This window comes from Streptomyces iakyrus (genome assembly GCF_000717055.1).
Taxonomy (GTDB): domain Bacteria; phylum Actinomycetota; class Actinomycetes; order Streptomycetales; family Streptomycetaceae; genus Streptomyces; species Streptomyces iakyrus.
Genome location: NZ_JNXI01000020.1, coordinates 167,423 through 190,313, shown reverse-complemented (window position 1 = coordinate 190,313; position 22,891 = coordinate 167,423). Strand labels below are relative to the sequence as shown.

General features: G+C 71.5%; 25 protein-coding genes, 1 tRNA gene and 1 pseudogene. 15 read left to right on the top strand and 12 right to left on the bottom strand.

Annotated features, from left to right (window positions below; all coding sequences use genetic code 11):
* Positions 1-30: 30 nt before the first annotated feature.
* Entirely contained in the window at positions 31-1,191 is a 1,161-nt protein-coding gene (locus OO68_RS30050; protein ID WP_033312415.1) for a cytochrome P450, read from the bottom strand.
* On the opposite strand from OO68_RS30050, the gene OO68_RS30045 reads away from it, so the two are divergent.
* A complete protein-coding gene (locus tag OO68_RS30045) occupies positions 1,111-1,653 on the top strand; it encodes a TetR/AcrR family transcriptional regulator (RefSeq protein ID WP_209442631.1) in 543 nt (180 codons plus the stop codon). The two genes, OO68_RS30050 and OO68_RS30045, sit on opposite strands and share 81 nt — an antisense overlap.
* Before the next feature lie 81 nt (positions 1,654-1,734).
* Here the strand turns inward: OO68_RS30045 and OO68_RS46360 are convergent, their stop codons facing one another.
* Both OO68_RS46360 and OO68_RS42505 read right to left on the bottom strand, forming a co-directional pair.
* Positions 1,735-1,890, bottom strand: coding sequence for a hypothetical protein (locus OO68_RS46360; protein ID WP_157852763.1), 156 nt, complete (start codon positions 1,888-1,890; stop codon positions 1,735-1,737).
* A gap of 190 nt (positions 1,891-2,080) precedes the next feature.
* Positions 2,081-3,489: pseudogene (locus tag OO68_RS42505) on the bottom strand (diguanylate cyclase domain-containing protein).
* A 111-nt stretch (positions 3,490-3,600) separates the two neighbouring features.
* On the opposite strand from OO68_RS42505, the gene OO68_RS30035 reads away from it, so the two are divergent.
* Positions 3,601-3,801, top strand: a complete 201-nt coding sequence (locus OO68_RS30035) for a hypothetical protein (protein WP_033312305.1) — start codon at positions 3,601-3,603, stop codon at positions 3,799-3,801.
* On the opposite strand, the gene OO68_RS30030 is transcribed toward OO68_RS30035, so the two are convergent.
* A complete protein-coding gene (locus OO68_RS30030) occupies positions 3,779-4,330 on the bottom strand; it encodes an HAD domain-containing protein (RefSeq protein ID WP_051814853.1) in 552 nt (183 codons plus the stop codon). The genes OO68_RS30035 and OO68_RS30030 overlap by 23 nt on opposite strands.
* Positions 4,331-4,465: 135 nt before the next feature.
* On the opposite strand from OO68_RS30030, the gene OO68_RS30025 reads away from it, so the two are divergent.
* From OO68_RS30025 to OO68_RS30015, 3 genes are all read left to right on the top strand, one after another.
* On the top strand, positions 4,466-5,104 hold the full coding sequence (locus tag OO68_RS30025; protein ID WP_403549636.1) for a DinB family protein: 639 nt from the start codon (positions 4,466-4,468) through the stop codon (positions 5,102-5,104).
* Positions 5,105-5,215: 111 nt separating this feature from the next.
* Positions 5,216-5,623, top strand: coding sequence for a YciI family protein (locus tag OO68_RS30020; protein ID WP_033312304.1), 408 nt, complete (start codon positions 5,216-5,218; stop codon positions 5,621-5,623).
* A gap of 8 nt (positions 5,624-5,631) precedes the next feature.
* Entirely contained in the window at positions 5,632-6,777 is a 1,146-nt protein-coding gene (locus OO68_RS30015; protein ID WP_033312303.1) for an RNA polymerase sigma factor, read from the top strand.
* Positions 6,778-6,795: 18 nt separating this feature from the next.
* On the opposite strand, the gene OO68_RS30010 is transcribed toward OO68_RS30015, so the two are convergent.
* The 3 genes from OO68_RS30010 to phoU form a co-directional block, all read right to left on the bottom strand.
* Positions 6,796-7,047 (bottom strand): SCO4226 family nickel-binding protein, encoded by a 252-nt coding sequence (locus OO68_RS30010; RefSeq protein ID WP_033312302.1) that lies wholly within the window; start codon positions 7,045-7,047, stop codon positions 6,796-6,798.
* A gap of 197 nt (positions 7,048-7,244) precedes the next feature.
* Positions 7,245-7,400 (bottom strand): hypothetical protein, encoded by a 156-nt coding sequence (locus OO68_RS46960; protein WP_167345925.1) that lies wholly within the window; start codon positions 7,398-7,400, stop codon positions 7,245-7,247.
* Between the two features lie 135 nt (positions 7,401-7,535).
* Positions 7,536-8,237 carry a phosphate signaling complex protein PhoU gene (gene phoU, locus OO68_RS30005; RefSeq protein WP_033312301.1) on the bottom strand — a complete coding sequence of 234 codons (702 nt, stop codon included), beginning with the start codon at positions 8,235-8,237 and terminating at the stop codon, positions 7,536-7,538.
* 246 nt (positions 8,238-8,483) lie between these two features.
* On the opposite strand from phoU, the gene phoR reads away from it, so the two are divergent.
* Together phoR and phoP are read left to right on the top strand one after the other, a co-directional pair.
* Positions 8,484-9,827 carry a two-component system sensor histidine kinase PhoR gene (gene phoR / locus OO68_RS30000; protein ID WP_033312300.1) on the top strand — a complete coding sequence of 448 codons (1,344 nt, stop codon included), beginning with the start codon at positions 8,484-8,486 and terminating at the stop codon, positions 9,825-9,827.
* 5 nt (positions 9,828-9,832) lie between these two features.
* A complete protein-coding gene (phoP, locus tag OO68_RS29995; RefSeq protein WP_020271862.1) occupies positions 9,833-10,504 on the top strand; it encodes a two-component system response regulator PhoP in 672 nt (223 codons plus the stop codon).
* 89 nt (positions 10,505-10,593) lie between these two features.
* Here phoP and OO68_RS29990 read toward each other — a convergent pair whose 3' ends face one another.
* The gene (locus tag OO68_RS29990; RefSeq protein ID WP_033312299.1) at positions 10,594-11,277 is read right to left on the bottom strand and encodes a copper chaperone PCu(A)C domain-containing protein; all 684 of its coding nucleotides are present in this window, start codon (positions 11,275-11,277) and stop codon (positions 10,594-10,596) included.
* Between the two features lie 582 nt (positions 11,278-11,859).
* Between OO68_RS29990 and OO68_RS29985 the strand changes: the two genes are divergently transcribed.
* The 6 genes from OO68_RS29985 (at position 11,860) to OO68_RS29960 (ending at position 18,259) form a co-directional block, all read left to right on the top strand.
* Positions 11,860-12,342, top strand: coding sequence for a CarD family transcriptional regulator (locus OO68_RS29985; RefSeq protein ID WP_003953493.1), 483 nt, complete (start codon positions 11,860-11,862; stop codon positions 12,340-12,342).
* A 296-nt stretch (positions 12,343-12,638) separates the two neighbouring features.
* A complete protein-coding gene (ispD, locus tag OO68_RS29980) occupies positions 12,639-13,403 on the top strand; it encodes a 2-C-methyl-D-erythritol 4-phosphate cytidylyltransferase (protein WP_033312298.1) in 765 nt (254 codons plus the stop codon).
* The gene (ispF, locus tag OO68_RS29975; RefSeq protein ID WP_033312297.1) at positions 13,393-13,887 is read left to right on the top strand and encodes a 2-C-methyl-D-erythritol 2,4-cyclodiphosphate synthase; all 495 of its coding nucleotides are present in this window, start codon (positions 13,393-13,395) and stop codon (positions 13,885-13,887) included. Before ispD ends, ispF begins: the two co-directional genes overlap by 11 nt.
* A 99-nt stretch (positions 13,888-13,986) precedes the next feature.
* Complete coding sequence (gene cysS / locus OO68_RS29970; protein ID WP_033312296.1) at positions 13,987-15,381, top strand: cysteine--tRNA ligase; 1,395 nt, start codon at positions 13,987-13,989, stop codon at positions 15,379-15,381.
* A gap of 107 nt (positions 15,382-15,488) precedes the next feature.
* Entirely contained in the window at positions 15,489-16,430 is a 942-nt protein-coding gene (gene rlmB / locus OO68_RS29965) for a 23S rRNA (guanosine(2251)-2'-O)-methyltransferase RlmB (protein ID WP_033312295.1), read from the top strand.
* 128 nt (positions 16,431-16,558) lie between these two features.
* Positions 16,559-18,259, top strand: a complete 1,701-nt coding sequence (locus OO68_RS29960; protein ID WP_033312294.1) for a DoxX family protein — start codon at positions 16,559-16,561, stop codon at positions 18,257-18,259.
* A gap of 151 nt (positions 18,260-18,410) precedes the next feature.
* Here the strand turns inward: OO68_RS29960 and OO68_RS29955 are convergent, their stop codons facing one another.
* The 4 genes from OO68_RS29955 to OO68_RS29940 all read right to left on the bottom strand — a co-directional run bounded on the left by OO68_RS29955 (position 18,411) and on the right by OO68_RS29940 (position 22,174).
* Positions 18,411-19,142: a nucleotidyltransferase family protein gene (locus OO68_RS29955; RefSeq protein ID WP_033312293.1), complete on the bottom strand. Its 732-nt coding sequence runs from the start codon at positions 19,140-19,142 to the stop codon at positions 18,411-18,413.
* Between the two features lie 99 nt (positions 19,143-19,241).
* On the bottom strand, positions 19,242-19,691 hold the full coding sequence (locus OO68_RS29950) for a hypothetical protein (RefSeq protein WP_033312292.1): 450 nt from the start codon (positions 19,689-19,691) through the stop codon (positions 19,242-19,244).
* 218 nt (positions 19,692-19,909) lie between these two features.
* Positions 19,910-20,998 carry an ABC transporter ATP-binding protein gene (locus OO68_RS29945; RefSeq protein ID WP_033312291.1) on the bottom strand — a complete coding sequence of 363 codons (1,089 nt, stop codon included), beginning with the start codon at positions 20,996-20,998 and terminating at the stop codon, positions 19,910-19,912.
* Positions 20,999-21,184: 186 nt separating this feature from the next.
* Positions 21,185-22,174 carry a helix-turn-helix transcriptional regulator gene (locus OO68_RS29940; RefSeq protein WP_209442630.1) on the bottom strand — a complete coding sequence of 330 codons (990 nt, stop codon included), beginning with the start codon at positions 22,172-22,174 and terminating at the stop codon, positions 21,185-21,187.
* A 100-nt stretch (positions 22,175-22,274) separates the two neighbouring features.
* Between OO68_RS29940 and OO68_RS29935 the strand changes: the two genes are divergently transcribed.
* Together OO68_RS29935 and OO68_RS29930 are read left to right on the top strand one after the other, a co-directional pair.
* Positions 22,275-22,736 carry a DUF3224 domain-containing protein gene (locus OO68_RS29935; RefSeq protein WP_051814852.1) on the top strand — a complete coding sequence of 154 codons (462 nt, stop codon included), beginning with the start codon at positions 22,275-22,277 and terminating at the stop codon, positions 22,734-22,736.
* Positions 22,737-22,793: 57 nt separating this feature from the next.
* Positions 22,794-22,867, top strand: a tRNA-Thr gene (locus OO68_RS29930).
* The last annotated feature ends 24 nt before the right edge of the window (positions 22,868-22,891 follow it).

Sequence of the window (22,891 nt, the reverse complement as noted above, 5' to 3'; positions counted from 1 at the left end):
CACACGTCGTTCTTCTCGACCTTGATCTGCCTACCAGGTGACCGGAAGTTCACGCACGCCGTAGACCGTCATGGCCGACCGCAGTGGTACTTCCTCGGGTGCGACTGTGAGACGTAGTGCCGGGAAGCGGCGGAGCAGTGCGGGGAGGGCGATGCGCATTTCGGCGCGGGCCAGTCGCTGCCCGAGGCACCGGTGGAGGCCGTGACCGAACGCGAGGTGTCCGGCCGTGGAGCGGGTGAGGTCAAGCGCGTCCGGGTCGCCGAAATGGTCAGCATCCCGGTTCGCTGCGGAAAGTGCGACGGTGACCGACTCGCCGGCCTTGATCAGACAGCCGTGGAGCTCGATGTCCTCAAGTGCGACGCGGACCACGTGATGGATGATCGTGAGGTAACGCAGCAGCTCCTCGACCACCGCAGGGGCGTCTTCCTCCTTGTCGCGGACCTCGGCTGACTGCGCGGGGTTGGCCAGCAGAGCGAAAGTGCCCAGCGCAAGCATGTTCGTCGTCGTCTCATGCCCGGCGATCAGGAGCAGGATCGCCAGTCCGGCCCTCTCGTCCTCAGTAAGTCCCGCGTGCGCAGCGAGCCCGCTGAGCACATCTTCCTCTGGCCAGGAACGCTTGTGGCGCAGCAGGTCCCGTAGATATGCCATGAGCTCCCTGACCGCCTCTTGCCGGCGTTCCGCTGTGAGGTCGCTGTTCCAGAGCGTGGCGGCGTTCCGCTGGAACCCCTGCCTGTCGGAGTAGGGCACCCCGAGCAGTTCGCCGATCACTTGTGACGGGATCGGCAGCGCGAATGCCTTGAACAGGTCGGCCGGGCTCCCGGCGAGCTCCATCGCGTTCAACTGGTCATTGACGATCGCTTCGATCTCCGGTTCGAGGAGCTTTATCCGGCGCACCGTGAAGTCACCGATGAGCGACCGCCGATAGTGGTCGTGCTCGGGCGGGTCCATGCGGAGGAAGAATCCTGGCGGCACGGGCGCCGTTCCCGGCTGGGCAATCGGTGAGCGCATGTGGTCCGGGCGGACGCTGAAACGGGGATCTGCCAGGATCGCCCGCGCTGCGGCGAAGCCGGTCACCAACCACCCCTGACCACCGTCGGCGTAGGTCATCCGATGGATTGGGCCGAGCTCCTGCCGGCGGCGCAGTTCCTCGGGCGGGTCGAAGGGGTTCTGGCGGACCGTGGGCATGACCATTGCCGGGGCGACAGCAAGGACGACATCGTCTTCTTCGACGACAGGTCGCGGCTGGAGCGCGCGGTCGAGATCATCGGAGAACGGCAGCCCGGCGAACCGGTGGCCGACCTGCTGCGGCGCGTCATCGACCAGAGTGTTTTCGCGGACACGGACTCGGAGTTGGCGCGGAAGGTCGGCCCAGCGCGGACCCGGCTGATCGCATCGGTCCCGGCACTTCAGGCGCGCGAACTGCACCTGCTGTTCGACATCCAACTACAGCTGACCGAAGCGCTCCACCTCGCTTGCCCCGAGCTGGACCTCGTCGAGGCCGCCGCGGCGGTGGGCTCGCTGGTCGGGGCGATCAAGGTCGTCGTCGCCGCATGCCAGAAGCGGGGCGACCGGCCGGAGCAGACCTACAAAGCCGTTCAAAGGGCCACCGACATCGCAATCAACGGCCTAACCTCGCTCCCCCGCCCCGCTTAGCGTGTGCAGCGCACGCGCGCTCGGTCGTGGCACGGAATAGCGGTCAACGCAGCCTCAGGCCGGTTTTCGAGGCCCGGACGGTCAGCCGGATGCTGCGCTCTGCGCTCGGACGGCCGGGGTGCTGGCGAGCCGGTCGAGGAGATCGCTGCTGGCACCGTCGCGGACATCGCCGCTCAGATACTCGCCGTGCACGACCGGATCAAGCGCATCGGCCAGCAGATCCGCCAGGCCTTCCACACCCACCCCCAGGCCGACGTCATCGAGTCCCCGCCTGGCATGGGCCCGATCCCGGGAGCCGACTTCGGTTCAGACCAAGCGCTCAGCCAGGCCACAAGTCGGTCACTGATCTACGGGGGCGGGCCGGCGCTGCGGCCCCTCTGTTCCCCGGCGTGCGGCGGGTCGTGCGGTGGCACTGTCGGCTCCGTCCTCACGACGAGAACCCGCGTGCCGCCCGCAGGATGTCACCAGGGGCCGTCCCGCACTGGGCCCATGCGATGCCGACACCCGCGTGCATGCGCACGGTCTGGTCGCCCAGGGGGATCGCCTGGTGGATCCGGTCCTGCATCCACACCGCGGCGGTGTGGGCGCCGGCGGGGTCCAGGCCGTCGGCCAGGACGACGAACTCGTCACCGCCGTACCGGGCCACCGTGTCGCCGTCGCGCACGGCCTCACCGAGCCGTCGGGCGACCTCGACGAGGACGCCGTCCCCCGCGTCGTGCCCGAAGCGCGTGTTGATCGCCTTGAAGTCGCGGAGGGCGAAGAACAGCACGGCCAGGCCGTGGGTGTCGGCGTCGCCCACGGGGGCCCGGACATGAGTGTGGATGGTCGCGGCCGGGTCGGCGTGGCCGAGGAAGGGGTCGGCGACCCCTCCCGCGGTGTCGGACCCGTGCTCCCGGAGTGCGCAGAGCCGGGCGTCGATACGGGCGTGCAGCTCGGCGGGGTTCGGCAGGCCGGTGAGGGCGTCGTGCGAGGCGCGGTGGGCGAGATCGAACTCGCGCTGTTTGCGCTCCTCGATGTCCTCGACGTGCGTGAGCAGGAAGCGGGGGCCGTCGGCCTCGTCCGCGACGACGCTGTTGCGCATCGACACCCACAGGAACGTCCCGTCGCGGCGCCCGAGGCGCAGTTCCGCGCGCCCGCCCTCGGCGCTGGTGCGGAGCAGGACGCCGATGTCCTCGGGGTGGACGAAGTCGGAGAACGCGTAGCGGCGCATGACGGAGGCCGGGCGGCCCAGCATGCGGCACAGCGCGTCGTTCGTCCGGAGGATGCGGCCGTTCTGGTCACCGCCCAGCTCGGCGATGGCCATGCCGTTGGGCGCGTACTCGAAGGCCTGCCGGAAGGACTCCTCACTGGCCCGCAGCGTCTGCTGCTCCCTGTCCAGTCTGACCAGGGCGCGCTGCATGTTCGTGCGCAGCCGCGCGTTGCTGATCGCGATGGCGGCCTGGAAGGCGTACTCAAGAGGCGGTCGGCCGGGTGCCACTCGTCCTCGAAGCGGGGGGCGGGGCCGTCGGTGTACCACTGCGGGACGTCGTCGTCGTCGAGGACCCAGCCCTCGCTGTGCGGGATGAACACCAGGTCGCCCCAGTGCTCGCCCATGCTCAGCCTGCGGTCCCAGGACGCGCGCGAGCCGGCACGGCCGGTGAGGAGGGCCTCGGCGGCGGAGTCGCCCGCCAAGGAGGCGACCACGAGATCGCCGTCCGGGCGGACGAGGTTGACGCACGCCAGCTCGTAGCCGAGACCGGTGACGACTCCGTCGGCGACGATCTGCAGAGTGTCCGCGAGACTGCGGGCGAGATGCAGACCCTGGACCGCGGCCTGGAGGTTGTGACTCTTGTCGATGGCGAGCGCGCTGCGGGTGGCGAACTCGGCGGCGACCGACAGGTCGGCGTCCTGGAAGGCCCGCTCGGCGGCGTGACGCAGGAGGACCGCCGCGACCCAGGCGGTGCCCCCATGAAACACACCTTCCCGGCGTTGCTGCTGCTCGCGCTGGCGGTGGCCGTCCTCTTCTCCCTCGTCGCCGCGGCGATCGCCTTCGCCCTCGCCCGCTGGGAGGGGGCCGCGGTGCCGGCGGCCCTGTCCCGCTGCGGCATCGCGTTCGCCGCCAGCCTCACCCTGTGCCTGGCCGTCTTCACGGCGTTGGACCGGACGTAGCGGAGGGGGGACAGGGGGCAGGCGGTCGACGGAGCCAGGCCGCGAGGGCGCGGAAGTCGGCGTCCACGAGGCCCGCGGCCGGGTCGACGCGATGCAGCAGGGACGGCCCGGGGTGACTCGCCTCGACCCACAGGTGATCCATCGTGCCGATCTCGTCGTCGACCCAGATGAACGGCCGGCCGCCGGCCCACTCGACGAGGGGGCCGGTCTTCCAGTGCAGGCCGTTCGGGCTCTGGTCGGCGCCGTGGGCCGGCCACTCCACCACGGGCAGTCGCGGCAGTCCGACGAGGGGAGAGACGACCTCGTTCGCCTCCTCCATCCAGGTCGTCGCCCAGACGAGCTGACAGTCGAGAGCCAGCAGACGCGGGCCCAGCCCGGGGTCGAGCCGCTCCAGCAGGGGGTTCTCCCGATCGGGGCGGGCCGGAGAGCCGGCCGCAGCGGTCGGTGACCGAACGGACGGTGATCCGAACGGGAGGAGCGGGCCGTCGACGTCGAGGAAGAGGAGGGGAGGCCCCGCAGCGCCGGTCACGACGGCACCATAGCCCGGCGCCGCGATCGCGGCTGGGTCAGTGCTGGGCCGCCCCGGGGGTCGCCGCCTTCCTGCCCCCGCCCGCCCCCGGGATATTCGGTGGCGGCCGCGCGCTGCCCGGTCCACCATGCCCGCATGGTCTCAGGCGAACACACCGGCGAACGAGCGGCATCCACCGCGTCAGCGACCTCGGACACGACGCGCTGGACGAAGGCCACCGTCTACCCCGACATGTGGGTCGACCCCGACGACGACCCTCGCGAGACCGACACCCAGCCGGTCGACGAGCGCGGCATCCTCCTCGACTACCTGCGCAACTACCGCCTCACCTTCGAGATGAAGTGCGCGGGCCTGGACGCCGAGCAGATGGCCCGGCGGTCCTGCCCGCCGTCCACGATGTCGCTGCTCGGACTGGTGCGGCACCTGACGGAGGACGAGCGGCACATCCGCCGGGTGATGGCCGGCGAGGACGCGCCGAAGCTGTACCGGACGGAGGAGGACCGGGACGGTGACTTCAACGGTGCCGTCGCCGACCCGGCGGTCGTGGAAGAGGCCTGGCGGCAGTGGCGTGCCGAGTGCGAGCGCACGGACCGCTGGCTGGCCGGCGTCACCGACCTCTCCACGCGCAACACCGGCTTCTCCGACTACGGCCCCGAACCCGGCGGGCAGGTCCAGCTCCGCGACATCCTGGTCGCGCAGATCGCGGAGTACGCACGGCACTGCGGCCACGCCGACCTCCTGCGCGAACGGGTCGACGGCCGCGTTGGGCAGTGATCACCGGGGCCGCAAAAAAACTTCGGCGAGGATGTCGAAAAGCCGTGCCCCGCTCCGTCCCCGGGGTGAAGGCGGCCAAGATGGGTCGCACCGGCACCGAGGAGAGCCACCATGGCCAAGTACCTGCTTCTGAAGCACTACCGCGGCGCCCCGGCAGCGGTCAACGACGTGCCCATGGACCAGTGGACGCCCGAGGAGATCTCGGCGCACCTGCAGTTCATGCGCGACTTCGCGGACCGGCTGGAGAAGACCGGCGAGTTCGTCGACGGCCAGGCGCTCGCCCCCGAGGGGGCATGGGTCCGGTACGACGGTGAGGGACGCCCGCCGGTCACCGACGGCCCGTTCGCCGAGACCAAGGACCTCATCGCCGGCTGGATGATCATCGACGTCGACGGGTACGACCGTGCCGTCGAGCTGGCCGGGGAACTGTCGGCCGCCCCCGGGGCGGGCGGCAAGCCGATCCACGAGTGGCTGGAGGTGCGCCCCTTCCTGGCCGCCCATCCCACCGTCACGGAGTGACCCAGCCGATGGACGAGGCGCTCGTCAGAAGCCTCACGCCCGGCGTGCTCACGATCCTCGTCCGCCGCGGAGCCGACTTCGCGGCGGCCGAGGACGCCGTGCAGGACGCCCTGGTCGAGGCGTTCCGCGTCTGGCCGGCAGCCCCTCCCCGGGACCCGAAGGGGTGGCTGGTCACCGTGGCCTGGCGCAAGTTCCTCGACCAGGCGCGGGCGGACAGCGCCCGCCGCCGGCGTGAGGACCTCGTCGAGGACGAACCGACGCCCGGGCCCGCGCCCGGCGTGGACGACACCCTCCAGCTCTACTTCCTGTGCGCCCACCCCTCGCTGACGCCGTCGTCGGCGGTCGCGCTCACCCTGCGCGCCGTCGGCGGGCTCACCACCCGGCAGATCGCCCGGGCCTACCTCGTGCCCGAGGCGACGATGGCCCAGCGCATCAGCCGGGCCAAGCGCACCGTCTCCGGCGTGCGGTTCGACCGGCCCGGCGACGTCGCGACCGTGCTGCGCGTGCTCTACCTGGTGTTCAACGAGGGCTACTCCGGCGACGTCGACCTCGCCGCCGAGGCCATCCGGCTCACCCGGCAGCTCGCGGCCGCGATCGACCACCCCGAGGTGGCGGGGCTGCTCGCGCTGATGCTGCTCCACCACGCGCGGCGGGCGTCCCGCACCGCGCCGGACGGCAGCCTGGTGCCGCTCGCCGAGCAGGACCGCGGCCGGTGGGACACGCGGATGATCGCCGAGGGCATCGGGATCCTCCAATCGGCCCTCGCCCGCGACCGGCTGGGCGAGTTCCAGGCGCAGGCCGCCGTCGCGGCCCTCCACGCCGACGCGCCCACCGCCGGGGAGACCGACTGGGTGCAGATCGTCGAGTGGTACGACGAACTCGCCCGCCTGACCGACAGCCCGGTCGTCCGGCTCAACCGCGCGGTCGCCCTTGGCGAGGCCGACGGACCGCGCGCCGGACTCGCGGCGCTCGCGGCACTGGACGACTCACTGCCCCGGTACGCGGCGGTGGCGGCGTACCTCCACGAGCGCGACGGTGACCCGGACACGGCGGCCCGCCTGTACGCCGAGGCGGCCCGCACGGCGCCCAACCTCGCCGAACGCGACTACCTGACCCGGCAGGCGGCCCGCCTCAACGCCGCCCGGCGCCGCTGACGGACCGCGTACGGCGGGTCACCGCACCGTCAACGGCACGGGGTGCACCTCGTCCGCCTTGTGCCCGGCGCGCTCGTGAATGCGCTGGACCGCTTCGGCCGAGGGGGCCTCGGAGAGGCAGTAGACATGGCCGGACTCCGGGTCCGCCCAGGCCATCTCGAAGTGGACCTGCTCGTCCTTCTCTATCGCGAGGTCCGCGTTGTGGGCTTCACGCAGCTGTTCCTCCGTGATGCCCTTCATGCCTCTGTGGACATCCATGAACTTGGGCATGCCTGGCGCCTCCTTCCGGCAACGGCGACGGCAACGCCCGACGGCGTCGGCCCGCGCCGCTTCGCCTCCCTCCCATGCTCCGCCCGTACAGCCACCCGGGCGACCCCGGCGGGCTCCACACCCCGGGCTCCACGCAGCAGGGCCCCGGCGTGACCGCCGGGGCCCTGAAGGACGTACGGAACGACACTGCGCCGGCGTCAGCCGCACTGGCAGGGGCTGCCCGACTGGCACCCGCAGCCACAGCCCGAGCCGCAGCCGCACGCGGCGATCAGGGGCAGGCTCCTGATCTCGGCGGGCTGTTCGGTCTCGCGCTGCCGGGCGGGGTCGGGCGTCGTGCTGGGGGATTCGGCCATGGGTCCCTCCTAGAGGCTGGTGCCTGTGCCCATTGGATGCCCATGCCGCTGGGCGCATCAACGGCGCATTGAGGCGCCCGCGCGCCCGGCCCTGACCCCTCGGCTCGACCCGGCACGACCCCCGGGACGGATCCGTCAGGCGCTCTCCGTCCCCGGAACCGCCTGGATCTCCGGCTGAGCGTCCGTCTGGAGCTCGTCCGCGTGCTCGCCCGTCACCAGGTACACCACGCGCTTGGCGACCGACACCGCGTGATCGGCGAACCGCTCGTAGTAGCGGCCGAGCAGCGTGACGTCCACGGCCGTCTCGATGCCGTGCTTCCACCGGTCGTCCATCAGGTGCTGGAAGAGCGTGCGGTGCAGCAGGTCCATCTCGTCGTCGTCCTGCTCCAGCTGGAGCGCCAGGTCGACGTCCTTGGTGATGATCACCTCGGCGGCCTTCGCCATCAGGCGCTGCGCGAGCTGGCCCATCTCCAGGATGGTGGCGTGCAGGTCGCTCGGGACCGCGCGGTCGGGGTAGCGCAGGCGTGCGAGCTTCGCCACGTGCTGGGCGAGGTCGCCCGAGCGCTCCAGGTCGGCCGACATCCGCAGCGACGTGACGACGATCCGCAGGTCCGTCGCCACCGGCTGCTGCCGCGCCAGCAGGGCTATGGCCCGGGCCTCCAGCTCGTGCTGGAGCTCGTCGACCCGCTGGTCGGCCTCGATGACGTTCTCGGCCAGCTTCAGGTCGGAGTCGAGCATGGCGGTCGTGGCGCGCCCGATCGCCGACCCGACCAGCCGGGCCATCTCCACCAGACCGTCGCCGATCGAGTCCAGTTCCTCGTGGTACGCGTCCCGCATCAGGCTTTCCCTCTCGTGCGTCTCAGTCGGGGGTCCAAGGGCCGGGGCCCACCGGACAACCGGCGGTACGACCGTCGTATTACCAGCGGTCCGAACCCCACGCTCCCACGTTCCGGCCCTAACGCGTCCGTTTCCGTCATCCCAAATGAACCAATACTGGCTCCAAGGTGAACTCTGGGCGACGAGTGTTCGAGCTCGCAGCCCGACGGCTGTGGAGGGTGCCCGAGCCATGCCTAACCTGGGTGCATGGACGTGAACGCGGCGGTCGCCGCAGTGGCTGCGATCGCCGGAGTGCTCACCGGCGTCATCGCCATGCTCGCGTTCCGCTGGAGTGAGCGCGAGCAGAAGCGCCCCACCCGTAGCTCCCTGCACACCGACGCGGTGCTCCCGCCGGGCGTGGACACGGTCCTGTCGGTCCTCAGGTCGTCCGCCGTCGTCCTCGACGAAGCGGACGCCGTGGTCAAGGCCAGCTCGGCGGCGTACGCCCTCGGCCTGGTCCGCGGCGGCAAGCTCGCCGTCGAGCCGATGCTGCAGATGGCCCGGGACACCCGGCGGGACGGCGAGATACGCCAGGTCGAACTGGACCTGCCGCGGCGCGGCACCGGACGCGGAGAGGCCCTGGCCGTCTCCGCGCGGGTCGCGCCGCTCGGCTCCCGGCTGGTGCTGCTCCTCGTGGAGGACCTGACCGAGGCCCGCCGCATCGAGGCGGTCCGGCGCGACTTCGTCGCGAACGTGAGCCACGAGCTAAAGACACCCGTCGGCGCCCTCTCGCTGCTCTCCGAGGCCGTGATGGACGCCTCCGACGACCCCGAGGCCGTCGAGCGGTTCGCCGGGCGCATGCAGATCGAGGCCACCCGGCTCACCAGCCTCGTGCAGGAGCTCATCGACCTCTCCCGGGTGCAGAACGACGACCCGCTGGAGGACGCCGAACCGGTCCGGGTCGACGAGCTCGTCGCCGAGGCCGTCGACCGCTGCCGACACCAGGCCGGCGCCAAGCAGATCACCATGGCCTCGAATGTCTGGGCGCCCGAAGGGCCCGATCAGGGTGGTGGCGGGCGACGGGAGGGCGGCACCGCAGACCTGCGCGTCTGGGGAAACCGCGGCCAGCTCGCCGCCGCGCTCGGCAACCTCGTCGAGAACGCCGTCAACTACTCACCCGCCCGCACCCGCGTCGGCATAGCGGCCCGCAGCGTGAACGCGCCCGGCGGGGACCACATCGAGATCGCCGTCACCGACCAGGGCATCGGCATCTCCGACAAGGACAAGGAGCGCATCTTCGAGCGCTTCTACCGTGTCGACCCGGCCCGCTCCCGTGCCACCGGCGGCACGGGACTGGGACTGGCGATCGTGAAGCACGTGGCCGCCTCGCACGGCGGGGAGGTCACGGTGTGGAGCGCCGAAGGCCAGGGCTCCACCTTCACCCTGCGGCTGCCGGAGGCCGGTGCGGCCCGCGACCGCGCACATCAGCAGCCCGCCCGAGAGACACGCGCAGGAGGCGCGGGCCTCGACGTGGAGGCCGGGCGGTCCACCCCTGAATCCCCCGAATCGAACGCGTACGAAACGCTTCCCGCCCCGGAGGTCCTTCCGTGACCCGTGTGCTCGTCGTCGAGGACGAGGAGTCCTTCTCCGACGCCCTGTCGTACATGCTCCGCAAAGAGGGCTTCGAGGTCGCGGTCGCGACCACCGGGCCCGACGGACTCGACGAGTTCGAGCGCAACGGCGCCGACCTCGTCCTCCTCGACCTGATGCTGCCCGGCCTGCCGGGCACCGAGGTCTGCCGCCAGCTGCGCGGCCGTTCCAACGTCCCCGTCATCATGGTGACCGCCAAGGACAGCGAGATCGACAAGGTCGTCGGACTGGAGATAGGAGCCGACGACTACGTCACCAAGCCGTTCTCCTCGCGCGAGCTGGTCGCCCGCATCCGCGCCGTGCTGCGCCGCAGAGGCGAGCCCGAGGAGGTCACGCCGGCGGCCCTGGAGGCCGGCCCGGTCCGCATGGACGTCGACCGGCACGTAGTCACCGTCGGCGGCACCAAGATCGACCTGCCGCTGAAGGAGTTCGACCTGCTGGAGATGCTGCTGCGCAACGCCGGCCGCGTCCTCACGCGCATGCAGCTGATCGACCGGGTCTGGGGCGCCGACTACGTCGGTGACACCAAGACCCTCGACGTCCACGTCAAGCGCCTGCGCGCCAAGATCGAGCCGGACCCGGGCGCCCCGCGCTACCTGGTGACGGTCCGCGGCCTCGGCTACAAGTTCGAGCCGTAGACCGGCCGCGCACGACGGCACGACGAAGGGCGGGCCCTCTCCGAAAAGAGGGCCCGCCCTTCGTCGTGCGGCGTCCTGCGACTGACTGCTCAGTGCCCGGCGCTCGCGCTCGCCGAGGCCGCGTCGGTCGGCGTCCCGGACGCTCCGTGGCCACCGGGCGTCTCGCCGCCCGCGGGGCTCTCCGGCGCGCCGGACTCACCCTCGGCGGGGGAACCGGCCGGCGAACTGGACGGGGAGGACGAGGCGCCCGGCGCGGCCGGAACCTCCGTCGGGCCCCACTCCTTGAAGTAGTGCTCGGCGGGGACGACGAACGCGCGCAGGCTCACGGCACCCGTCTTGCTGAAGGTGAAGGTGACCTTCTGCGCGTTGCCGTCCCGCACCGCCTCGCGGCTGCTCGGCAGCATCGCCGTGGCGTTGTTCTGGCCGCCCAGGACCAGCGAGCCGCCGGGCGGGATGCTGAGGCTGCCGCCCTTGGCGGGCTTCAGCTGGGCGGTCTTGCCGGTGCCCGGGAGGGTGATGGACTCCAGCGTCTCGGCCGTGCGGCCGGAGTTGAAGAAGGTCGCGGAGATCGCGGCCGGGCCGGTCGACTCGAGGTCGGGCTGCGTGATCACGACCGCGTTCTGGATCTTGATGTCGCCGACGCTGGTGGCAGCGTTGTCCGGCTTGATCTCCAGGGTCTGGGCGTTGGAGCCGGCGCCGCACGCGGCGAGCGAGGCGATCGAGAACGCGGTGACGGCGGCGGCGAGGGCACCGCGTCGAAGGCTGCTGCTCACGGCGGCGGCAACTCCTTGACTCGAGCGGAGCGGCCGATAAAGCCGCCCTAAGTGTCTGTCAGCGGGCCTTAGGTTACCGAGCCGCCCTCGTCCGGCCGCACCCGACCCCCCGGCACCGCCGGGTCCACCTGAGTCACACATGACTGCCGCGTCACATTGGCGTGGCGCTCGTCCGGCATTCACATTAGAGCCCCGGGCAGTGGCACGGATTTTCCGTGAAGGAATGCGCGGGGCCCCTCGGAATTGATCACCGACGGCCCGCCCGTGCGCCCCGTGATCAATTCCGGATTCGACCGGAACCCGGCTCGGGCCACCGAACGGAGTAGCGGAAGTCGATCATACGGAACCGGACATATAGGGATGTTCGTCCTTCTGGAGGATGCTCCGGATGCGTGTACCGTACGCGTTTCGCTCGGCCCGGAGAGCCGCTCCCACCTGCGAATACCTTCTTCCACTCCCTGTCCGAAGCACGTTCCTGTCGGAGTTGTCAAGCCCCGAGATACGCCCTGACCTGCGAAAACGCCATTCAGAACCCGCGATTTCCGTGTTACCCTGGATAGCCACGGAAGGGGTACCTGTCACATGACGTTCAAGGTTGGCGACACCGTGGTCTATCCCCATCACGGGGCCGCGCTGATCGAGGCCATCGAAACTCGCCAGATCAAAGGCGTGGACAAGACCTACTTGGTGCTGAAGGTCGCCCAGGGCGACCTGACGGTACGTGTGCCAGCGGACAATGCGGAGTTCGTCGGCGTGCGTGATGTGGTCGGTCAGGACGGGCTGGACCGGGTCTTCGAGGTGCTGCGCGCGCCGTACGCCGAGGAGCCCACGAACTGGTCCCGTCGATACAAGGCAAACCTGGAGAAGCTCGCCTCGGGCGATGTCATCAAGGTCGCGGAAGTGGTGCGTGACCTGTGGCGTCGTGAGCGCGAGCGTGGACTCTCCGCCGGTGAGAAGCGCATGCTCGCCAAGGCCCGCCAGATCCTGGTGAGCGAGCTGGCCCTCGCGGAGAACACCAACGAGGACAAGGCCGAAGCCCTGCTCGACGAGGTCCTCGCCTCCTGAGGCGAAGCCGGTCGTACAGCGCTCTGCGCATCAAGCGCGCGCCTGCACATCGAAATGCCGCGGTGCCCGATGACGAATTCTTTGTCGCCGGGCGCTGCGGCATGTTCAGTTCGTACTCCGACGCCGATGCGCCACCGCCCCGGGTTGTGTTATCACTCACGCCCCGGTGTTTGGCGTGCCGGGCCCGGGCAGCCGGCTCGACCAGCGTCACGGAAGGGTCCGGTCGAGCGCGTCGCGCCCGGCACTCCTCCAGGCCATACCCACGCCAGGCCAGCACACAAACCTGACAGGAACCGATGTCTGACGATTCGCGTCCCTCGCCGCCCGCCGCCCCCTCGGCGGCCCGTACGGCGGCCGTGATCCCGGCCGCCGGCCGCGGTGTGCGGCTCGGCCCGGGCGCCCCCAAGGCGCTGCGCGCGCTGAGTGGCACCCCCATGCTGATCCACGCGGTCCGTGCGATGGCCGCCTCCCGGGCCGTCTCCCTGGTCGTCGTCGTGGCCCCGCCCGACGGTGCCGCCGAGGTCAGGTCCCTGCTCGACGCGCACGCGCTGCCCGAGCGGACGGACTTCCTCGTCGTCCCCGGCGGGCAGAGCCGCCAGGAGTCCGTGAGGCTCGGGCTCGACGCGCTGCCGCCCGGCCACGACATCGTGCTGGTCCACGACGCGGCCCGGCCGCTGGTGCCGGTGGACACGGTCGACGCGGTGATCGAGGCCGTACGCGACGGCGCACCGGCCGTGGTCCCGGCGCTGCCGCTGGCCGACACCGTCAAACAGGTCGAGCCCGCCGGCACCCCCGGCGAGCCGGAGCCGGTCGTCGCCACGCCGGAGCGCGCCCTGCTGCGGGCGGTGCAGACCCCGCAGGGCTTCGACCGGGCCACGCTGGTCCGGGCGCACGAGACGGTCACCGGCGAGGTCACCGACGACGCCGGCATGGTCGAGCAGCTCGGCCTCACGGTCGTGGCCGTCCCCGGTCACGAGGAGGCCTTCAAGGTCACCCGCCCCCTGGACCTGGTCCTCGCCGAGGCGGTCCTGGCCCGCAGGAGGCTCAACGATGGCTTCTGACCAGCCCGTTCTGCCCCAGGTCGGCATCGGCACCGACATCCACGCCTTCGAGGAGGGCCGCGAGCTGTGGTGCGCCGGCCTGAAGTGGGAGGGCGAGGGTCCGGGCCTGGCCGGCCACAGTGACGCGGACGTCGTCGCCCACGCCGCCTGCAACGCCCTCTTCTCCGCCGCCGGCCTCGGCGACCTGGGCCGGCACTTCGGCACGGGCCGCCCCGAGTGGTCGGGCGCCTCCGGGGTCACCCTCCTGACGGAGGCCGCGCGCATCGTGCGCGAGGCGGGCTTCCGGATCGGCAACATCGCCGTACAGGTGGTGGGCCCCCGCCCGAAGATCGGCAAGCGCCGGGACGAGGCCCAGAAACTCCTGTCCGAGGCGGCCGGAGCCCCGGTGTCGGTGTCGGGCGCGACGACGGACGGCCTCGGCTTCCCCGGCCGGGACGAAGGGCTGATGGCGGTGGCCACGGCGCTGGTGGTGCGCACGGGCTGAGGGCAAGCGTTCGGGGCGTACCGGTTGCCAATGTCACGAATATGTGCGCCGCGTGGGGAAGGTCCTGATGCACACCCCGGGGCCCACTACCCTGGAGTGGTGACTATTCGCCTGTACGACACCAGCGCCCGGCAGATCCGTGACTTCTCCCCGCTCCAGCCGGGTTGCGTCTCGATCTACCTGTGTGGTGCCACCGTGCAGGCCGCCCCGCACATCGGGCACATCCGCTCCGGGCTGAACTTCGACATCATGCGCCGCTGGTTCGAGTACCGCGGCTACGACGTCACGTTCGTGCGGAACGTCACCGACATCGACGACAAGATCATCGCCAAGTCGGCCGACCAGAACCGCCCTTGGTGGGCCATCGGCTACGAGAACGAGCGGGCGTTCAACGACGGCTACCGCGCCCTCGGCTGCCTGCCCCCGACCTACGAGCCGCGCGCCACCGGCCACATCACCGAGATGGTCGAGATGATGCGCGGCCTGATCGAGCGGGGGCACGCCTACGTCGCGGACGGCAGCGTCTACTTCGACGTCCGCTCCTTCCCCGCCTACCTGGCGCTGTCCAACCAGGACATCGACGACCTGCGCCAGCCCGACGAGGGCGTCTCGGGCAAGCGCGACCCGCGCGACTTCGCCATGTGGAAGGCGACCAAGCCCGGCGAGCCCGACTGGGAGACGCCCTGGGGCCGCGGCCGTCCCGGCTGGCACCTGGAGTGCTCGGCGATGGCCCACAAGTACCTCGGGACCGCCTTCGACATCCACGGCGGCGGCCTCGACCTGGTCTTCCCGCACCACGAGAACGAGATCGCCCAGGCCAAGGCCTACGGCGACGAGTTCGCCCGGTACTGGGTGCACAACGCCTGGGTCACCATGAGCGGCGAGAAGATGTCCAAGTCGCTCGGCAACTCGGTGCTGGTCAGCGAGATGGTCAAGCGCTGGCGGCCCATCGTGCTGCGCTACTACCTCGGCACCCCGCACTATCGCTCGATGATCGAGTACAGCGAGGAGGCACTGCGCGAGGCCGAGTCGGCGTTCGCGCGGATCGAGGGCTTCGTGCAGCGCGTGGTCGAGAAGGCCGGCGTCGTCGAGCCCGCCGCCGAGGTGCCACTCGCCTTCGCCGAGGCCATGGACGACGACCTGGGCGTGCCGCAGGCACTCGCCGTGGTGCACACCACCGTCCGGCAGGGCAACAGCGCGCTCGCCGCCGACGACAAGGAAGCAGCCGTGGCCCGGCTCGCCGAGGTCCGCGCGATGCTCGGCGTGCTCGGCCTCGACCCGCTGGACCCCCAGTGGGCCGGGGAGGGCGACCGCGGCGACGACCTGCACGGCGTGGTCGACACGCTCGTCCGCATGGTGCTGGACCAGCGCGAGGCCGCCCGGGCCCGCAAGGACTGGCCCACCGCGGACGCCATCCGGGACCAGCTGAGCCAGTCCGGCCTGGTCATCGAGGACAGCCCGCAGGGGCCGCGATGGAGCCTCGGCCCGCGCTGAGACAAGCCCCACGGGCTGCCCGACTGTGCCGCCCGGGCCTCCGGGCGGCACACTGCACAGACGTACACACTTCACCGCCTCACGGCGACAGCAGAGACAGGTAGGTCATGGCAGCCAACAACCGCCGCATGTCCGGCAAGAAGGGCGCGCAGGTCGGCAGTGGCGGCCAGCGGCGCCGGGGCCTGGAAGGCAAGGGCCCCACCCCGCCCGCCGAGATGCGCAAGGGGCACAAGAAGAACCGCGTCGCCAACGCCAAGGCCAAGCAGGCCGTGCGCCGGCCCACCGTGCGCGGCCGGGGCGGCAAGGGCACGTCCGAGCTGGTCGTCGGGCGCAACCCGGTCCTGGAGGCGCTGCGCGAGGGCGTCCCGGCGTCCACGCTCTACGTCCAGCAGTTCATCGACAACGACGAGCGGGTTCGCGAGGCCCTCCAGGTCGCCGCCGAGCGCGGCGGGATCAACCTCATGGAGGCCCCGCGGCCCGAGCTGGACCGGATGACCAACGGCCTCAACCACCAGGGCATGGTCCTCCAGGTCCCGCCGTACGAGTACGCCCACCCCGAGGACCTGGCGTCCGCCGCCTACGACGAGGGTGTGGACCCGCTGATCGTCGCCCTCGACGGCGTCACCGACCCGCGCAACCTCGGCGCGGTCGTCCGCTCCGTCTCCGCCTTCGGCGGTCACGGCGTGGTCGTCCCCGAGCGCCGCGCGGCCGGTATGACGGCCGGTGCCTGGAAGACGTCCGCCGGTACGGCGGCCCGCACCCCGGTCGCCCGCGCCACCAACCTCACGCGGGCCCTGGAGGCGTACAAGAAGGCCGGCATCACGGTCGTCGGCCTGGCCGCCGACGGCGAGGCCGAGCTCGGCGAGCTTCCGGCGCTGGACGGCCCCGTCGTCATCGTCGTCGGCAGCGAGGGCAAGGGGCTGTCCCGGCTGGTCGGCGAGACCTGTGACGTCCGGGTGCGGATCCCGATGCCGGGCGGCGCCGAGTCGCTCAACGCCGGTGTGGCGGCGGGAATCGTGCTGTACGAGGCGGCCCGCCGGCGCCGCTGAACAGGCGTCCGGAACTTCACCCGTACGGGGTAATTCCGGTGTCAACGGGGCGACAAGGACAAGCTTGACGGGGTCCGGACAGATCCGGCGGGTCAAAGCAGTGTCCTAACGCGACGTCACTCGGTTAGATGAGTGTGGACACCAGAACACCCCGCACACCCACGGGGGACCGCTCGTCGGGACTCGACGACGCTCCCGCGCTGAGCATGGTGAAGGTGCCGAGCGACCCGGCGCAGGTCATCGTCAATCACGCGAGTTTCCGCGTGCAGTTGGGCGTTTCGACGCGTCGCGTCCAGTCCCCCCGGGTCGCACGGCACATGACCGCCACCGAGGACACCGCCCGCATGCCCCGCATGGGGGGCGAGGCGGACGGGGCCACCGCCCGCCGCCGGCCCGTCGTCTGGAGCGGCAGATCCGCCCCCGACGACACCGGCGCGCACCGGCTCCTGCAGGCCGTGCGGCACGAGAGTGTCCGCCACGCCGACGAGCCCGCCTCCGACACCGGAGCCACCCAGGTCATCTCCCGGGTGGGCCCGGGCTACGACGAACCCGGGTACCAGGGCGCGGGCTACGGCGGCGACGGCTACGGGGACGACCTCGCCCAGACCGTCGAGACCCCGGTCGTCGGCCCCCAGCGCACCCACGACCCCGCCGACGGCACCCGGCTGCTGCCGCCCATGCGCACCGTCGGCAGCGCCTACGACGAACCGGCGTACGGCCAACCGGCCTACGAGGACGGCGAGTTCGAGGAGTCCGCCCCCGGCGCGGACGACGACACCGGGCGCCGGGCCAAGCGGCACGGCGACGACCCGGCCCGGCACGCCTACTACCCGGGCCGCCGGATGAACCTCGGCGTCGTCCTGCTCCCGCTGCGCGTCTTCCTGGGCTTCATCTCGATCTATGCCGGCATGGGCAAGCTGTGCGACCCCGTCTACTTCGAAGGCGGCAAGCGCGGCTCCATGGTCAAGTGGCTCAACACGCTGCACCCGTGGGAAGTCGCCGAGCCGCTGCGCCAGTTCGCCCTGGAGCACCCGGTCGGCGCCGGCCTGGTCATCGCCTTCGCCCAGGTCATCGTCGGCGTCCTGACGGTGCTGGGCTGCTGGCAGCGCGTCGCCGCCTGCCTGGGCGCCCTGCTGTCGGCCGCGCTGCTGGTCACGGTCAGCTGGAAGAGCGTCCCCGCCTACGAGACGCCCGACATCATCTACCTCGCCGCCTGGTCCCCGCTGATCATCGCCGGCGCCCCCGTGTACTCCGTCGACGGCCGGCTGGCCGGCAGCGCCTGGCGCCGTCTCGGCCCCCGCGCCGACATCTGGGACCTGCGCCGCTACGTGCTGCGCCGCGGCGCCCTCGTCACCGCCATCGCCACCGGCGTCACCCTGCTCGTCGGCTCGCTGCTCGGCGGTGCCGTGCGCGACGCCGACCGGGTCGTCGTCCCGGGCCCCGGCGAGGCCCCGCGCAACGAACTGCCCGGCTCCCCGCTCCCCGGCGAGCCCAACAAGCGCAAGGAGAAGCGGACTCCGTCGGCCTCCTCCTCGCCCACCCAGGGCGCCACGGCCGGCTCCGCGAGCCCGAGCGCGGGCACCACGACCCGGCCGGACGCCACCCGCGACACCGGCACCGTCACCGGCGGCTCGCCCAGCCAGACCCAGGGCACCGCGGGCCAGGCCCCGCCCCAGCGGTCCACCCCGGAGAACCAGGCCCCCAGCACCACGACCGGCCCCACCTCCGGCGGCACGGCGACGGGCGGCGCGGGCTCGACGGGCGGCTCGGGCAACGGCGGTTCGTCCTCCACGGGCCGCCCGGGCCTGGTGGGCGGCCTCCTGGGCTGACACCCGGCCAGAACGCCACAAGGCCCCGCATCAGGCAGATGCGGGGCCTTCTCGCGCGTACGGGGAGACGCCCCTCTGAAGGGGCGCGGGGAACTGCGCGACAAGCCACGACGAGCGGTCAGTCGCCGACGGGAAGCAACCGGCCGAGCTCTCAGCGTCCCAACGCGGCCAGCTCCTTCGCCGCCTCCGTCAGGTCCTTCGCCGTGTCGATGGCCCGCCAGTACGACCCCTGAGGGATCGTGAACCCGGCCAGCCGCCGCTCACGGGCCAGGTGGGGAAACGTCGTCCGCTCATGGTCACCCCGGTGCGGCAGCAGCCCGGCGAACTCGGGGGAGAAGACGTACACGCCGGCGTTGATCTCGAAGGTCGACGGCGGCGCCTCGATGAAGTCGGTGATCCGGCCGAACCCGTCGGTCTGCACCGCCCCCCACGGCAGCCGGGGCCGCGCCAGCGCCAGCGTCGCGACGGCGTCCCGCTCGGCGTGGAAGTCGGCCATGTCCCGCAGCGAGAACCGGGTCCAGATGTCCCCGTTCGTGGCGTACCAGGGCCGGTCGGGGTGGGGGAGATGCGCCGCGGCGTACTTGAGGCCGCCGCCGCGCCCGAGCGGCTCCGGCTCGACGACCGTCGTGACGGAGACCGGCAACTCGGCCGTCTCCAGCCACTTCTGCAAGACCTCGGCGAGGTGGCCGCAGGAGACCACGACGTCCGTCACACCCTCGTCGGCGAGCCAGGACAGCTGATGGCCGATGATCGGCGTCCCCGTCCCGGGGATCTCGACCATCGGCTTGGGCCGGTCGTCGGTGTACGGACGCAGCCGGGAGCCCTGGCCACCGGCCAGAACGACGGCTTGAACGGGGCGGGACGCGGCGCTCGGATCGCTCATGAGAGTGAACTGTACGTGGCGTCCCGCCCGTGACCGCGGCCGACGATCGTTCCGGCGCCGGCCGTCAGGGACTTCCCACCCGGTGGCAGGGCGGTGCGCTCAGCTGTGCGCGGCGGCGACGCCGGTGGCGAAGGCGGTGTCGCACACCGGGCGCGCGTACGACTGGGCGCGGGTCGGGCCGTAGACCCGGACGGCGGCCTGGCCGAGGGCGCGGGCGATGGACGCGCAGTGCTTCGCCAGCGACGGGCGGCCGTTGACGGCCTGCTGGAGGTGGGTGAGGGCGACGCCCGGGTCCTCCTTCTGCAACTCGGTCAGCAGCTTGTCGCGCAGGATGTCCTGGGGGGCGCGCTTGGCGGCCCGCGGGCTGCCCACGGAGGTGTCCGCGGCGGTGAGCACCGGGTCGGTGGAGTTCCCCGACCAGTTGACTCGGGTGACCGCGAGGGTCCCGGAGAGCACCAGGACGACGGGCAGGACGAAAGCGAGGGTGCGGCCGATCCGGCGGGCCGGGCCCCGGCCGCGTCGCGTCTGTTGGTTCATGGAGTGCTTCACGCGTGTGAGGGTAGCGCCCGGTAATGGTTTGTAGACATTGAGTCACCGGTTCGGGGGATGAGAGAGTGCCACTTTCCGGGTAGGGCGTTGACGCACACAGCTCGAAACGTCCGGTCTGCCGGGGTATTTGTCGACAACGGAAAGGGCCCCGCAGCGCGCCGCGGGGCCCTCTTCGTCAACCTGGGTGATTCACCCGGGGTTGTGCGTTTGCTGGTTGATCAGTCGGACAGGCGCGCACCGGTCGACGTCGAGAACACGTGGGTCTCGCCGGAGCGGGGCACGACGTGCAGCTGGCTGCCCTTCTCCGGGACGTCACGGCCGCTGACGCGGACGACGAGGTCCTTGGATTCGTCGCCGACCTTGGCGGTGCCGTAGACGTACGCGTCGGCGCCGAGCTCCTCGACGACGTTCACCGTGACCGCGAGGCCCAGCTCGGCGTCCGCGCCGGCCACCTCGAAGTGCTCGGGGCGGACGCCGACGGTGACGGTCTTGTCGGTGGCGGCGGCGATCGCGTCACGCTGCACCGGCACGACCGACTTGCCGAACTTCACGCCGCCGTCGGTGATCGGCACCTCGACGAGGTTCATCGCGGGGGAGCCGATGAAGCCGGCGACGAAGAGGTTCGCGGGCTTGTCGTACATGTTGCGCGGGGTGTCGATCTGCTGGAGCAGACCGTCCTTGAGGACCGCCACGCGGTCGCCCATCGTCATGGCCTCGACCTGGTCGTGGGTGACGTAGACGGTGGTGATGCCCAGGCGGCGCTGGAGCGAGGCGATCTGCGTACGCGTGGACACACGGAGCTTGGCGTCCAGGTTGGACAGCGGCTCGTCCATGAGGAACACCTGGGGCTCACGCACGATGGCGCGGCCCATGGCGACGCGCTGGCGCTGACCGCCGGAGAGGGCCTTCGGCTTGCGGTCCAGGTAGTCCGTGAGGTCGAGGATCTTCGCGGCCTCCTCGACCTTCTGCCGGATCTCCGCCTTGTTGACGCCGGCGATCTTGAGCGCGAAGCCCATGTTGTCGGCGACGGTCATGTGCGGGTAGAGCGCGTAGTTCTGGAACACCATGGCGATGTCCCGGTCCTTCGGCGGCAGGTGCGTGACGTCGCGGTCACCGATGCGGATGGCTCCGCCGTTGACGTCCTCCAGGCCCGCGAGCATGCGGAGCGAGGTGGACTTGCCGCAGCCGGAGGGGCCGACGAGGACGAGGAACTCGCCGTCCTCGATGTCGATCTCCAGCGCGTCGACGGCGGGCTTGGTGGAACCCGGGTAGATCCGGGTCGCCTTGTCGAACGAGACAGTGGCCATGGTGAATGAACCCCTTCTACCGGCAGGAACGTGCCGGACGATCCGAGTAGGAAGGCGGTGCCACGACGGGTGTTCCGTTGTGGTGTAGTCCACGCGTGTGAACTGGCTCAGGACGGTACCTGGCGTTCACACGTCTGTCAGTAGTTCCGGGCCTGTGAACTTCGCGGAAATTTTCGAAGCGGCACGTCACGACTGGTCGACACGGGTCGACGGCTCCCCGTACCGTTCCGCCAGCGCCGCCACCGCCCGGGCAACGGCCTGCCGGAGCCCGGGAGGGCCGAGCACCTCCGCCTCCGCGCCGAGCCGGAGCAGATCTCCCACGGCGACCGCCTCCGATTCCACGGTCAGCTCCACTTCCACCCAGCCGTCCCCGTCGGGCGGCCCCGCGCTGTCCAGGGCCCGTACGCCCGCCGTGCCGAACTGCATCGGCAGCAGCCGCCGCGCGCGGGGCGAGATCCGCAGCCGGGCGGTGTCCTGCCGCAGGGCGGCCTCCAGACGCCGGGAGGACTCGGCCCAGTAGGCGGCCAGGTCGAAGCCCGCGGGCCGCTCGAAGACGTCCCCCGTCTCCTCCGCGTCCAGCACGCGCGACACCCGGTAGGTCCGTACGGCCTCCTCCGCGAGGGCGACCAGGTACCAGATGCCGCCCTTCAGGACGAGCCCCAGCGGCCGCACCTCCCGGCGCACCTCGCCGCGCCAGCGCCGGTAGTGCAGCCGCAGTGTCCGCCGCTCCCACACGGCCGCCGCCACGGCCTCCAGGCACGGCACCGGGTCGGCCTCCCGGAACCAGGCGGGGGCGTCCAGGTGGAACCGTTCCTGGACGCGCCGCGCCTGCGCGGACAGCTCGGCGGGCAGGGCCGCCTGGACCTTCAGCTGGGCGCTGGCCAGGACGGCCCCAAGACCCAGATCCCGGGCCGGCCCGGGCATCCCGGCGAGGAACAGCGAACCGGCCTCGGCGTCGGTCAGACCGGTCAGCCGCGTCCGGTACCCCTCGACCAGCCGGTAGCCGCCCGCGGGTCCCCGGTCGGCGCACACCGGCACACCGGCCGCTCCCAGCGCCTCGACGTCCCGGTAGACCGTCCGTACCGACACCTCCAGCTCGGCGGCGAGCTCGGGTGCGGTCATCCGTCCGCGGTTCTGGAGCAGCAGGAGCAGGGAGAGGAGCCGGTCGGCGCGCATGAGGGCCATTGTCGCGGCGTACGTCCCGTACCTGACAGGAGATGTCAGGTACGGCGACCAGACTGGTCTCGCCCGTCAGCCCGACCGAGAGGACCACCTCATGCCCGGCACCAACCGCACCATCACCACCACCGGTCACTTCACCTTCGCCGACTGGCAGGAACGCGTGATCGCCCCCGGCGAGGACGCGAACCCCCGCCTCGCCCACGCCTCCGTCCGGAACACCTTCACGGGCGGCATCGAGGCGGCCGGGACGACCTGCGAGTACTCGATCGTCTACGTCACCGCGAAGACCGGTTCCTTCAGCGGCATGGAACTCCTCACCGGCCGCGTCGACGGCCGTGAGGGGAGTTTCGCGGTGGAGGAGAGGGGGTTCTTCGGCGAGGACGGCACCGTGCACTGCACCTTCGAGGTGGTGCCGGGGTCGGGGAGCGGAGAGCTGACCGGCCTCACCGGGAGGGGCGACTTCACCGCACGGCACGGTGAGACGGCGGTGGCGTACCGCTTCGCCTACGAGCCGGCGGAGGAGTCCGCCCGGACGGAACGTCGTGGCTCGGCGTAACGGGCTCTGTGTACAGTGGTGCCGCCCTAGCGCACGACAACCCGGCGCACGGCACCCGCCTCCTTAGCTCAGCTGGCCAGAGCAACGCACTTGTAATGCGTAGGTCGTCGGTTCGAATCCGACAGGGGGCTCTGGTGAACCCCAGGTCGGACGTC

Bases quoted from the DNA above. Each gene is read 5' to 3' on its own strand.
- OO68_RS30045 (WP_209442631.1), top strand. From the start codon at position 1,111: ATGGATTGGGCCGAGCTCCTGCCGGCGGCGCAGTTCCTCGGGCGGGTC.
- OO68_RS30050 (WP_033312415.1), bottom strand. From the start codon at position 1,191: ATGGTCATGCCCACGGTCCGCCAGAACCCCTTCGACCCGCCCGAGGAA.
- OO68_RS30035 (WP_033312305.1), top strand. From the start codon at position 3,601: ATGAAACACACCTTCCCGGCGTTGCTGCTGCTCGCGCTGGCGGTGGCC.
- OO68_RS30025 (WP_403549636.1), top strand. From the start codon at position 4,466: ATGGTCTCAGGCGAACACACCGGCGAACGAGCGGCATCCACCGCGTCA.
- OO68_RS30020 (WP_033312304.1), top strand. From the start codon at position 5,216: ATGGCCAAGTACCTGCTTCTGAAGCACTACCGCGGCGCCCCGGCAGCG.
- OO68_RS30015 (WP_033312303.1), top strand. From the start codon at position 5,632: ATGGACGAGGCGCTCGTCAGAAGCCTCACGCCCGGCGTGCTCACGATC.
- OO68_RS30010 (WP_033312302.1), bottom strand. From the start codon at position 7,047: ATGCCCAAGTTCATGGATGTCCACAGAGGCATGAAGGGCATCACGGAG.
- OO68_RS46960 (WP_167345925.1), bottom strand. From the start codon at position 7,400: ATGGCCGAATCCCCCAGCACGACGCCCGACCCCGCCCGGCAGCGCGAG.
- phoU (WP_033312301.1), bottom strand. From the start codon at position 8,237: ATGCGGGACGCGTACCACGAGGAACTGGACTCGATCGGCGACGGTCTG.
- phoR (WP_033312300.1), top strand. From the start codon at position 8,484: ATGGACGTGAACGCGGCGGTCGCCGCAGTGGCTGCGATCGCCGGAGTG.
- OO68_RS29985 (WP_003953493.1), top strand. From the start codon at position 11,860: ATGACGTTCAAGGTTGGCGACACCGTGGTCTATCCCCATCACGGGGCC.
- ispD (WP_033312298.1), top strand. From the start codon at position 12,639: ATGTCTGACGATTCGCGTCCCTCGCCGCCCGCCGCCCCCTCGGCGGCC.
- ispF (WP_033312297.1), top strand. From the start codon at position 13,393: ATGGCTTCTGACCAGCCCGTTCTGCCCCAGGTCGGCATCGGCACCGAC.
- rlmB (WP_033312295.1), top strand. From the start codon at position 15,489: ATGGCAGCCAACAACCGCCGCATGTCCGGCAAGAAGGGCGCGCAGGTC.
- OO68_RS29960 (WP_033312294.1), top strand. From the start codon at position 16,559: ATGAGTGTGGACACCAGAACACCCCGCACACCCACGGGGGACCGCTCG.
- OO68_RS29955 (WP_033312293.1), bottom strand. From the start codon at position 19,142: ATGAGCGATCCGAGCGCCGCGTCCCGCCCCGTTCAAGCCGTCGTTCTG.
- OO68_RS29945 (WP_033312291.1), bottom strand. From the start codon at position 20,998: ATGGCCACTGTCTCGTTCGACAAGGCGACCCGGATCTACCCGGGTTCC.
- OO68_RS29940 (WP_209442630.1), bottom strand. From the start codon at position 22,174: ATGCGCGCCGACCGGCTCCTCTCCCTGCTCCTGCTGCTCCAGAACCGC.
- OO68_RS29935 (WP_051814852.1), top strand. From the start codon at position 22,275: ATGCCCGGCACCAACCGCACCATCACCACCACCGGTCACTTCACCTTC.